At 64.4% G+C, this 10959-nt stretch carries 9 protein-coding genes and 2 pseudogenes; 10 read left to right on the top strand and 1 reads right to left on the bottom strand.

Annotated elements, in window-relative coordinates:
* A pseudogene (locus BLV97_RS20965) lies at positions 1-83 on the top strand (IS5/IS1182 family transposase); the annotation flags it as partial.
* Positions 84-839: 756 nt separating this feature from the next.
* On the opposite strand, the gene BLV97_RS19925 reads toward BLV97_RS20965, so the two are convergent.
* The gene (locus BLV97_RS19925; RefSeq protein WP_244521080.1) at positions 840-1814 is read right to left on the bottom strand and encodes a LacI family DNA-binding transcriptional regulator; all 975 of its coding nucleotides are present in this window, start codon (positions 1812-1814) and stop codon (positions 840-842) included.
* Between the two features lie 271 nt (positions 1815-2085).
* Between BLV97_RS19925 and BLV97_RS19920 the strand changes: the two genes are divergently transcribed.
* The 9 genes and pseudogenes from BLV97_RS19920 to BLV97_RS19880 form a co-directional block, all read left to right on the top strand.
* Positions 2086-3672, top strand: coding sequence for a sugar ABC transporter ATP-binding protein (locus tag BLV97_RS19920; RefSeq protein ID WP_081824982.1), 1587 nt, complete (start codon positions 2086-2088; stop codon positions 3670-3672).
* Positions 3673-3674: 2 nt separating this feature from the next.
* Entirely contained in the window at positions 3675-4667 is a 993-nt protein-coding gene (locus tag BLV97_RS19915) for an ABC transporter permease (protein ID WP_051645964.1), read from the top strand.
* A complete protein-coding gene (locus tag BLV97_RS19910) occupies positions 4664-5740 on the top strand; it encodes an ABC transporter permease (RefSeq protein ID WP_035840805.1) in 1077 nt (358 codons plus the stop codon). The genes BLV97_RS19915 and BLV97_RS19910 overlap by 4 nt, the downstream gene beginning before the upstream one ends.
* Positions 5741-5795: 55 nt before the next feature.
* The gene (locus BLV97_RS19905; protein WP_035840807.1) at positions 5796-6803 is read left to right on the top strand and encodes an autoinducer 2 ABC transporter substrate-binding protein; all 1008 of its coding nucleotides are present in this window, start codon (positions 5796-5798) and stop codon (positions 6801-6803) included.
* Positions 6804-6864: 61 nt separating this feature from the next.
* The gene (locus tag BLV97_RS19900; protein WP_092164218.1) at positions 6865-7752 is read left to right on the top strand and encodes an NAD-dependent epimerase/dehydratase family protein; all 888 of its coding nucleotides are present in this window, start codon (positions 6865-6867) and stop codon (positions 7750-7752) included.
* Positions 7753-7849: 97 nt separating this feature from the next.
* On the top strand, positions 7850-8803 hold the full coding sequence (ltnD, locus tag BLV97_RS19895) for an L-threonate dehydrogenase (RefSeq protein WP_081824983.1): 954 nt from the start codon (positions 7850-7852) through the stop codon (positions 8801-8803).
* A gap of 16 nt (positions 8804-8819) precedes the next feature.
* The gene (otnK, locus tag BLV97_RS19890) at positions 8820-10076 is read left to right on the top strand and encodes a 3-oxo-tetronate kinase (protein WP_035840822.1); all 1257 of its coding nucleotides are present in this window, start codon (positions 8820-8822) and stop codon (positions 10074-10076) included.
* A complete protein-coding gene (otnC, locus tag BLV97_RS19885; protein WP_244521079.1) occupies positions 10069-10716 on the top strand; it encodes a 3-oxo-tetronate 4-phosphate decarboxylase in 648 nt (215 codons plus the stop codon). Before otnK ends, otnC begins: the two co-directional genes overlap by 8 nt.
* Positions 10713-10959 (top strand): annotated as a pseudogene (locus BLV97_RS19880) (isomerase); the annotation flags it as partial. The gene otnC and the pseudogene BLV97_RS19880, both read left to right, overlap by 4 nt.

The raw sequence follows: 10959 nt of genomic DNA, 5'->3' as shown, positions 1-10959 counted from the left end.
GTGTCGCAACACGATACGATAGATGTCCGAAGGTCTTCCTCTCAGCCATCGCCCTTGCCGCAACTGTCATCTATTGGCTATGAGTCCTCACCCTAGAAGTGCATCAAGAACGGGAGAAACCACAGCTGAGCGGAGAACGCGGGCTGCGATCGCTGACCGTGCCCGCCACATCACCACGGAACGTGACGCGATCTTCGCGTCCCACCTCGATCGCCTGCTCCAGCGTGACGAAGGCGGCGGCCTCCTGCCCGAGGCGCGGCGTTTCTCCGCCGTCCGGGAAACCCGCGGCATCATGGTGATCGACGGGCCAGGCGGCGGGAAGTCCACGCTGGTCACCCGCGGCCTGAAGCGGCACGAGGTGCTGGCGAGAGGCCCCGACGGGCAGCCCCTCTATCTCAGCGCCGACGTTCCAAGCCCGGCCACCTTCAAGAGCATGGGGCTCGAGCTCCTGCGCCTCAGTGGCTATCTCAGCCCTGCAGAACTCGAAAACCGCAACGCCCGCGCAATGGTCAAGAACGCCGCCTGATCCTGTCCACCCCAAGGGGCGCACTCCACTACGGGGTCAAAATTGCACGCCGAAACACAGCGGGTTGCCGGATGTTTGCCCGACGCGTATCGAGACACCGGACGTCAACCTTCATTGGGTGTAGATGAATGACTGGATCGAGGCCTGTGGGGTTACCGCCCGCCGGCCCCGGAGAGCTTCGTTCCGATAGACCAGAGGCCCACCGTGCATTAACAATCACACCGGACCACTCAGTCGGGGCAGTCCACGATGGCGGCTGCAGGGCGGGCGCCGGACGAAGCCACTGCGTAACATCGGGTTTCAGCGCGAGGCATCATGTGCTGTCCCGCGCGATCAGGTCGAACGACACGTCGAGGCGTTTCGTCCGGCACTGTTGGCCCGAGATATGTTGGACCAGCTGCCTGGCGGCAAAGCGGCCGATTTCGCGGCGGGGCGAGGCAATCGTCGTCAGGCTTGGGGTGAGGAGGGCAGCGATCGGAAGGCCATTGAAGCCTGCAACTGCGATGCGGTCAGGGATCGGAATCCCTTCCCTCTGCGCGCGCAAGATCGCCCCCGCGGCGAGGTCATCATTGGCGAAGAAGACCGCGTCAACGCCGGGATCCTCGCGCAGGATGTGATCTAGCATTTCGCCACCAACCTCGGGGCTCGACGGGACTTCGCGGGTGAGGGGCGGGCGGCGGGCCAGCCCTTGCTGGGCCAGCATCTTGTCGAAGCCATCGAAACGCTGTTTCGCGCGGTGATCCGCACGGAGGCGGCATCCGGCGAAGCAGATGTTCCGGTACCCCCGCGCAATCAAGTGATCCGCCATCGCCGCGCCTGCCTTCACGTGCGAGAGCCCCACATTCATGTCGAGCGGGCGGGAACTGTATTCCATCGTCTCTACCACGGGGCGTCCGTAATGCTTCAGCAGCGCGCGGGTGCGCTGTAGATGCCGGGTTCCCGCCAGAATGAGCCCGGGAGGGGACCATCCGAGAAACATCGAAATCCACTCGTATTCGCGATCCAGGTCATAATCGGTGTTGCCGAACATCAACTGGAACCCGGCCTCCTGTGCGATCTCCTGCACACCCTCGATCACCTCGATGAAGACGGCGTTTGAGAGAGAAGGGACCACCACCGGGATTACCGGAGAGCCGGAAGACGCGAGCGCGCCAGCCATGCGATTCTGAACGTATTTCAGGTCGCGCGCCGCGGCCTCGACCTTTTCGCGCAGTTTGGGAGAGACCACCTCGGGGCGGTTCAGGGCCCGCGACACCGTAATCGGCGAGACACCAGCCCGCAGCGCCACGTCCTTCAAAGTTACCCCCTGGCCGGGGCCCTGTCTTTTTTCGCCCATGTAGAAGCCTGCTATCGTTTCCCGTGCCCGCCCTGCGCTGACCTTGGTGCCGAATCTAGCCCTCTGGACGCGGACAATCCAGATATTTTGCGTATATCAAATCTTGCGCCTTGAAATCATTTTATAAAATATGATTGCGATATCATTTTCTGGTCGCTATGGTCAAAGAATGATTGCGCAACCATTTGCCGGGAAAGGCGATGCGCGGTGATGGGAGGAAGGCATGTCATTCGCTCAGTGGGCGGCATCCCCGGGGCCAGGCGTGGGCGGCCACGAGGGTCGCATCTACCGCGCCTGCAACATCGGCAAGCGCTTCGGGCCGGTAACCGTGCTGCGGGATGTTGATGCCACGCTGCGAGCGGGGCGTGTCCTTACGATCATGGGAGAGAACGGCGCCGGCAAGTCCACGCTGTTTAAGATCCTCGCCGGGCAGCTACGTCCCACCAGCGGTCATATCGAACTTGACGGTCAAGAGTTGTCGCTCGGGGCGCCAAGTGCGGCGCATGCGCATGGCATCTATCTGGTGCCGCAAGAGCCGATGCTGATGCCGGAGCTCAGCGTCGCAGAGATGATGTTCGTCGGCCATATGCCGACATCGGGGCGGTTTCTGAAGCGCGTGGATTGGCGCGCGATCCGAAGCCGGGCGCGCGCAGTGCTCGATGCGCTGGAGCTGGACATCGGCATCGACCGACCCGCAAAGACCCTAAGCATCGCTCAGCTCCAGCTAGTGGAATGTGCAAAGGCGCTCCTGCACGAATGCCGGGTCATTCTGTTTGACGAACCGACCTCGCCGCTGACTGCGCATGAGGTCGAAACCCTCTTCGGCATCATGCGGCGGCTAGCGGGAGACGGCTATACCCTGAGCTTCATCAGCCACCGCACCGAAGAGGTTATGGAAATCTCGGACGACATCGTGGTGTTGCGCGACGGTCGGATGGTCGGCGCGGCCGAACGCGGCGCCTTCGATCGCGCTAGCCTTTTGTCGCTGATGGTCGGGCGCGAGCTACGCACCGTCTCGCGTCGGACCAAGAGCCACGTGACGCAGGAGCTTGCGCTCAGTGTCAAGGGGCTAACCCACGAGCCGAGCTTTCGCGACGTGGATTTCTCGCTACGCCGTGGCGAGATCCTCGGGCTTGCCGGGCTGATCGGCGCGGGGCGCACCGAGATCGCGGAGACGATCTTCGGTCTGCGGCAGGTGGATCGTGGTACGGTCAAGCTGGGGAATACGGATATTACCGGAGTCCCCAGTCATGACCTCATCCGCCGCGGCGTCGCCTATGTGCCGGAAGACCGCGGCCGGCATGGCGCGGTGCTGCCGATGACGATCACCGAAAACATCACCTCGAGCCGGATGGAACGGGTGCGCCAGACCGCGGGGCTTATGAGCCGCGGACACGAGACCGAGATCGGGGCGAAAGCAGTGCGTGACTTTCGCATCCGCTGCGCGGGACTCGACCAGACCCTGCTGGAACTGTCTGGGGGGAACCAGCAGAAAGTCGTCTTTGCAAAATGGATCTCGACCGAGCCGCGCTTGGTCATTCTCGACGAGCCGACTCGCGGCGTTGACGTCGGCGCGAAGGAAGAAATCTACGAACTGATCGACCGGATGGCGGCCTCCGGCACCGCCGTGGTGGTGATCTCCTCGGAGTCCGAGGAGCTGGTGCGGCTCTGCGACCGCGTCTTGTGCATCTACGAGGGCCGGATCGTCGCTGAATTGGCGGGCGAAGAGATTACCCCGCAATCGGTCACCGCCTCCTACGTGGGCGGATCGCAGGCGCGGGATGCTGAATTCGAGAAGGCGGGGGCGTGAGCATGGGAACCAAGGACGATATCGAGCGCGTGTTGAGGCGCCGGGGGCGCGAGGTTGCGCTTGTCGGCGTGACGCTTGCCCTCGTGGTGGTGCTGGGCATCTTGCAGCCGCGCTTCGTTCACCTTGAGAACCTGCGCTTCATGCTGTTGGGCTCGGTGGTGCTATCGCTCGTGGCGCTTGGCCAGACCTTCGTGATCGCGATGCGGGGAATCGACCTGTCGGTTGCGCCGCTGCTGGGACTTTCGGCGATGGTGTGTGGGTTGCTGGCGCAGTCCCAAGGGCTGCCGCTCTGGATCGCCTTCGCTCTGTCGCTTGGGATCGGTGTCGTGCTCGGGGCGTTCAATGGCCTCCTGGTCTCCGCTCTGTCGATCCCGCCGATCGTGGTCACACTCGGGACCTACAGCATCTACAGCGGGTTCATCTTCATCTATTCGCAAGGCACGCAGGTCTTCTCGATCCCCGCCGCATATGGACATCTGGGCAATGGCTACCTCGTCCCCTGGCTGCCGATCCCCATTCCGGTGCTCGTGCTGCTTGTGGTGCTGGCGCTTTGCTCCTTCCTGCTGGGCTATACCCGTTTCGGCCGTGCCCTGCTTGCCGTCGGCAACAACGACGCTGCCGCCTATAACGCGGGGATCCCGGTCGGCGGGATCCGGATCGCGGTCTACGCGCTGTCTGGCATGCTCGCCTCTTTCGCGGGGCTGATGTTCTTGTGCTACACCGGTTCCGCCACGGTGACAGCAGGTACTGGCGATCATATCGAGCTGCAGTCGATCGCAGTGGCCCTGGTCGGCGGTACGCCGATCAATGGCGGGCGCGGCAACCTGATCGGTACCGTACTCGGCAGTTTGTTCCTGAGCGTGGTTCTGACGGCACTGGTCTTCCTGCGCGTCCCGGCGATCTGGTACTCGGCGGGGGAGGGGCTCATGATCCTCGCGACTGTCCAGGCCGGGCTTCGGCGCCACCGCGCCCGTGACGCGGAGGCAGTAGCATGAGCCGCCCGGACGCGATCCCGGCCAGCGCTGTGCGCTCCGAGGCCAACACCGTGAAGCCGTTCAATCGCCGGCATTTCCCGCTCGACGGCTGGGAGATGACGCTGGTCGTGCTGCTCGTACTTGTGCTGGTCGGCTTCTCCTGGGCGGCCCCGGGCTTCTACGACGGCATGCCCGACCTTCTGTCGATGGCCGAGAATTTCCTGCCCTTCGGCTTCGTCGCGCTCGGCTTGTCGCTGGTCATTTTCACCGGCGGCATCGACCTTTCCGTCTCGACGACGGCGAGCCTGACCGCAGTGGTCGTGGCGCAGCTCTGGCATGGTTTCGGAATGAACATCTGGGTCGCGGCGGGGATCGGCCTCCTGCTCGGGGCGCTGCTCGGCGCAATCAACGTTTTGGTCATCATCCGTCTCAAGATCGAGCCGCTGATCGCCACGCTCGCGACCAGCTTCATCTACGGCAGCATCGCCACCGCGGTTGCCGGGAATGCGCCGCCCTCGGGTTTTCCCGATGCCTTCAACGCGCTCGGTGGCGGCGCACTCGGGATCCTGCCCTACCAATTGCTGCTGTTCGTGCCGCTCTGTCTCGGCTTTTGGTTGCTGGTGGCGCGTAGCGCCTATGGCCGGAAGCTCGTCATGGTCGGCTACAATCGCGAGGTAGCGCTCTATTCGGGCATCCGAGTCGAGCGCATCCTGGTGGTCGCCTATGTGCTGAGCGGCGTCATGGCGGCGGTCGCCGGACTGGTGCTTGCGGCCTATTACAGCGCGGCGCGCCCCGACATGGGCGACCCGCTTCTCCTTGCCACGCTGACGATGGTGGTTCTGGGAGGCGTCAGTATCTTTGGCGGAGAGGGGACGATGCTGGGCGTCATCCTGGCCGTCTTCATCCTCGGCTTCCTGCGTCAGGGCATGATGATCGCGGGGTTCTCGGACATGGTGACCACCATGGTGACCGGAGCGATCCTGATCACGTCGATTGCGGTCAAAAATCTCTTCAACAAGCGAGGGACGGGCCTCGGGAACCAGCTTTGGGCGCTTCTTCGGCGTCCGGAGGCAACCGGATCAGAGCCGGAGTGAGCCGGATCCAGGGGGCTGAAGAACTGTGGAAATTCCAAGGAGGAGGAGAAAGACCATGAAGTTCAAGAAGAATGCAATAACCCTTGCGGCATGTCTCGGCGTGGCCGCGGTGACCGCCACGGGCGCACTGGCGGCGGACCAGAAGGTCGACACGTCGAAGCGCATTAAGGTGGCGATGGTGCCGAAGCTGATCGGCCTCTCGGTGTTCAAAGCCAACGAACAGGGTGCGAAGAAGGAAGCGAAGAAGCTCAATATCGACTTCCTTTACACTGGGCCGGTGACGGCCTCAGCCCAGGGACAGGTGGACGTCTTCAACAGCCTGATCGCGCGCAAGTTCGATGTCATCACCACGACCGCGAACAACCCGACCGAGTTGGCACCGGCGCTGCGCCGGGCGATGAAGAAGGGCATCAAGGTTGTCTCTTACGACAGTGACGTGGCGCCCGACGCCCGCGACTTCTTTATCCAGAACACCTCCTACCCGGCCTTCGGCAAGGCGCTGGTCGACTCGGTGGCGAAATACACAGGGCCGGACGCGAAGATCGCGATCCTGTCCTCGACCAAGGATGCGACGATCCAGAACGCGTGGATCGACGCGCTCAAGGCCTACATGAAGACTGCGTATCCAAAGATGGAGATCGTCACCACGCAGTATGGAGAGTCGAGCCCGTCGAAATCGCTGACCGCGGGGCTCAACATCATCCAGGCGCATCCCGATGTCACCGGGATCATCGCGCCGGACGGCGCGGCCGAGGTCGGTGCCGCGGCAGCGGTCCAGAAGCTGGGCAAGACCGGCAAGATCTTCGTCACCGGGGCCAGCGATCCGGACTCGATCCGTCAATATGTGAAGGCCGGCATCATCAAGGCTAGCCCGCTTTGGGACGAGGTGAAGGAGGGGCAGCTCGTGATGTATGTTGCCCGCCTGGCCCACAATAACGCGCTGAAGCCGAACGATCATTTCGAGGCGCCGGGCCTTGGCTCGTTCGAGGTGAAGAACAAGGTGATCGTCTTCTCGAAGCCGCTCGTCTTCACCGCCGAAAACATCGGCAAATACCATTTCTGATACCCAAACCGGAGGGCAGCACGGGGATACCGTGCTGCCTTCAACACCAAGGAGAACATCTATGAAGCGAGTGATCTTCACCGGAGGCAGCGGCAAGGCGGGGCGGCATGTCGTTCAACATCTCGTCGACCACGGCTACCGCGTCCTGAACCTCGACACCAAGCCGCTCGACAACCCTCAGGTGCGGACCCTGATCACCGACATCACCGATTCCGGCCAGGTGTTCAATGCGCTCTCGAGCTATACTGGGCTGCACGAGTTCGACGAGAACCTCGCACCCGAGCCGATCGACGCGGTCGTCCATTTCGCGGCGATCCCGCGGATCATGATCGTGCCCGACAACGAGGTCTACCGCATCAACGTGATGGGCACCTATAACATCCTCGAAGCGGCGACCAAGCTCGGCATTCCCAAGGTCATCATCGCGTCAAGTGAGACGACCTACGGCATCGTCTTCAACCACACCCACCGCGACCCGGAATACTTCCCGCTCGACGAGGAATATCCGGTCGATCCGCGCGATAGCTATGCCACCTCGAAGATCTGCAATGAGCGCACCGCGCAGGCTTTCGCTGGCCGCTCGGGCGCCGACATCTACGCGATCCGCATAGGCAACGTCATCGAGCCGCACGAATACGCGCAGTTTCCCGAGTTTTTCGCAATGCCGGGTTTCCGCAAGCGCATCGCCTGGAGCTATATCGACGCGCGCGATCTGGGCCAGATTGTTCGCCGCGGGATCGAGACCGATGGCCTCGGCTTCCAGATCTTCAATGCGGCGAATGATGATGTCTCGTCGGATCTGCCGACGAGGGAACTGCTTCAGCGCTACTACCCCTCGGTGCCGGTGAAGGGCGAACTCGGCGAATTCGAGACGCTACTGTCGAACCGCAAGGCGAAGGAGCTTCTCGGCTTCCGCGAAGAGCACAACTGGCGTAAATACGTCGGCTGACATCGAAAGCGTCGGCCAGCCGTACCGGGCTGGCCGACAGCGAAAAAGACCGAATGTGGCGGCTGGATCCCGGCCGACAGTTAAGAAAGGGTGTCCGATGATCCCAGGCGAAGTAATAGCGAAAGACGGCGCGAACGGCGCTGAATGCGCGGGGCAGGAGGTTGCCGTCATCGGACTCGGTTCGATGGGCATCGGGATGGCGGCGAGCCTCGCACGGGCAGGGGCCGTCGTGTCCGGGTTTGATCCGCAGCCCGCCGCCACCGCACGGCTGAAGGCGTTCGGTGGCCTTCCTGCTGCGGCGCCCGCGGCGGCCGCGTCTGGCAAACGCGTGGTTGTCAGCGTCGTGGTGAACGCCGATCAGACCGAGGACGTGCTATTCGGCCCAGACGGCTGTGCGGCGGCAATGGCGGAGGGTGGGGTGTTCATCTCCTGCGCGACGATGGCGCCCGAACGCGCGCGGGCCCTCAGCGGCCGGCTCGAGCAAATGGGCAAGCTGTTCCTAGACGCGCCGATCAGCGGTGGCAGCAAGCGGGCAGCGGAAGGGGCGCTGACGGTCCTGGCCTCGGGTGCGCCCGAGGCTTTCGAGCGGGCCGCGCCTGCCCTCGAGGCGATGGCCGCGACGCTCTATCGCCTGGGCGACGCTCCCGGACAGGCCGCCGCTTTCAAGATGGTCAACCAGCTTCTCGCGGGGGTCCATATCGCGGCGGCCTCAGAAGCAATCACATTTGCCTCCCGGGAAGGGCTCGACCTCGCGAAAGTCTACGAGGTGATCTCGAAATCCGCCGGTAACTCCTGGATGTTCGAGAACCGCATCCCGCATGTGCTCGAGGGGGACTACACCCCGCACAGCGCGGTCAGCATCTTCGTCAAGGATCTGGGCATCGTGATGGACATGGCGCGTAGCCGCAGTTTCCCCGTGCCGATGGCCGGGGCGGCGCTGCAGATGTTCCTTATGACCGCCGCAGCCGGCATGGCGGCAGATGACGACGCTTCGGTGGCCCGGCTCTACGCCCAGGTCGCGGATCTCGCGCTGCCCGGCATGGCGCGATGAGGACGGGAGCATTGCGATGAAGTTCGGCGCTATCTGCGACGATTTCACGGGCGCCTCAGATCTTGGACTGATGCTCGCGGAAGGAGGGATGTCCGTCGTCCAATTCGTTGGCACGCCGGATGCCGCCCGTCCCGCCGGTGTCGGGGCCGGGCTCGTCTCGCTCAAGAGCCGGTCCGCGCCCGTAGCACAAGCGGTCCAGGATTCGCTCGAGGCCTATCGTTGGCTTAGGGCCCAGGGCTGCGAGCAGATCATGTTCAAGTACTGCTCCACCTTCGATTCCACGCCCGAGGGCAATATCGGCCCGGTGCTGGATGCGCTGATAGAGGAGAGCGGAACCGCGAACCCGGTCATCGTCTGTCCCGCCTTTCCGGCAGCTGGGCGGACGGTCTATCAGGGGCACCTTTTCGTCGGCGATCGGCCGCTGTCCGAGACGGGCATGCGCCATCATCCGATCACGCCGATGACGGATTCCGACATCCGCCGATGGCTGGGACGTCAGAGCCGCCGCGCCGTCGGGCATGTCACGCTGGCGCAGCTTCGCGGCGATCCGCGCGCTGCGCTTCTGGCCGAGGCGCATGCGGGACGGCAACTGGTGGTCTGCGACGCGGTCGAGGACGATGACCTGCGGGCGCTCGGCCGGGCCGCGAAGGGCTTTCCCTTAATCTCCGGCGGCTCGGGGATTGCGCTCGCCCTTCCCGAACTCTTCGGCGACAGCAAGCGGCCCGCGGCCCGCTGGCAGGGCCTCGACGGACCCGCGGCGGTGCTGTCGGGCTCCTGCTCGGAGGCGACCCGCCGCCAGATCTCCACCCATCTCGAGCGGGGCGCCCCGGCCTACAAGATTTCGGTTGCAGACTTGATCGCGGGGCGGGAAACGCCTGAAGCGGCCGCGGCCTGGGCAAGGGCGCAGCATGGGCTTCCGCTGATTTACAGTTCCGACGACCCCGAGGCCGTGCGCTACAACCAGGACCGGTTCGGGGCCGACGTGGCGACAGAGGCGGTGGAGAGCTTCTTCCGGCGCCTGGCCCGGCAGCTGGTCGACGCGGGTGTCCGGCGGCTGATTGCGGCGGGCGGTGAAACCTCCGGTGCCGTGATCGGTGCGCTCGAGATCGCCGAACTGGAGGTCGGCCCGCGTATCGCTGCAGGCGTCCCGGCACTCTCGGTGACGGGACGCGACCTGGTGCTCGCACTGAAATCGGGCAATTTCGGCGGACCGGACTTCTTCGCCGAGGCCGCAAAGATACTTGCCGCGAAGGACGGGGGCGGAGGTGACTGAGGTTGTGCGGCTTCGCGAGGACATGTGCCGCGCCGCTGCCTCGCTTTTCACGCGTGGGCTGACGGGGGGTGCCTCGGGCAACATCTCGGTTCGGCTGCCTGACGGGGGCCTGCTCGTGACGCCGACCGGCCAGTCGCTCGGCGCGCTCGATCCCGGCCGGCTGAGCCGGCTCGATGCCACGGGCCGGCTGGTCGAGGGCGATCCGCCGACCAAGGAGATGCCGCTGCATGAGGCCTTCTACGAAACGCGCAGCCGGACGGCGGCGGTGGTGCATCTGCATTCGACCCATTCGGTCGCGCTTTCCATGCTGCCTGGGGTCAATGCCGACAACCTGTTGCCGCCACTCACCCCCTATGCGGTGATGCGTCTCGGCAAGGTGAGCTTGCTGCCGGTCTATTTGCCGGGGGATCCGGCTATGGGCGAGGCAGTGCGCGGACTGGCCGGGCGGCGCTCGGCGGTGGTGCTGGCCAACCACGGGCCGGTGGTCGCGGGTGCGTCGCTCGAGGCCGCGGTCTACGCGATCGAGGAATTGGAGGAGACCGCGAAACTCGCGCTGCTGACACGGGGCCTCTCGCCGAGGCTGCTGTCGCCAGATCATGTGGCCGAGATTGTGGCGCGTTACGGGGTGGAATGGGAATGAGCCAACGTTACAGGTTTTCGGCCAACACCGGGTTCTTGTGGAAGGATCGCCCGTTTCTGGAGCGGCTGTCCGCGGCGGCGGCGGCCGGGTTCGAGGCGCTGGAATTCCATGACGAGGCGCAATCCGAGGACCCAGGCGCGCTGGCCGGGGCGCTGGCGGCCTGCGGGTTGCCGGTGCTGGGGCTGAACATGCGCATGGGCGACACCGCCGGCTGCGCCGCCGATCCTGCCCGCGCCGACGCGG

Origin of the sequence: Allgaiera indica (assembly GCF_900106675.1) — a bacterium.
GTDB classification, from domain to species: domain Bacteria; phylum Pseudomonadota; class Alphaproteobacteria; order Rhodobacterales; family Rhodobacteraceae; genus Acidimangrovimonas; species Acidimangrovimonas indica.
The sequence above is the reverse complement of the archived record's forward strand: the minus strand, read 5'-3'. Positions and strand labels throughout refer to the sequence as shown.

Excerpts from the sequence above, each read along its gene's own strand:
- BLV97_RS19905 (WP_035840807.1), top strand. The coding sequence starts at position 5,796 with ATGAAGTTCAAGAAGAATGCAATAACCCTTGCGGCATGTCTCGGCGTG.
- BLV97_RS19915 (WP_051645964.1), top strand. The coding sequence starts at position 3,675 with ATGGGAACCAAGGACGATATCGAGCGCGTGTTGAGGCGCCGGGGGCGC.
- ltnD (WP_081824983.1), top strand. The coding sequence starts at position 7,850 with ATGATCCCAGGCGAAGTAATAGCGAAAGACGGCGCGAACGGCGCTGAA.
- otnK (WP_035840822.1), top strand. The coding sequence starts at position 8,820 with ATGAAGTTCGGCGCTATCTGCGACGATTTCACGGGCGCCTCAGATCTT.
- BLV97_RS19900 (WP_092164218.1), top strand. The coding sequence starts at position 6,865 with ATGAAGCGAGTGATCTTCACCGGAGGCAGCGGCAAGGCGGGGCGGCAT.
- BLV97_RS19920 (WP_081824982.1), top strand. The coding sequence starts at position 2,086 with ATGTCATTCGCTCAGTGGGCGGCATCCCCGGGGCCAGGCGTGGGCGGC.
- BLV97_RS19910 (WP_035840805.1), top strand. The coding sequence starts at position 4,664 with ATGAGCCGCCCGGACGCGATCCCGGCCAGCGCTGTGCGCTCCGAGGCC.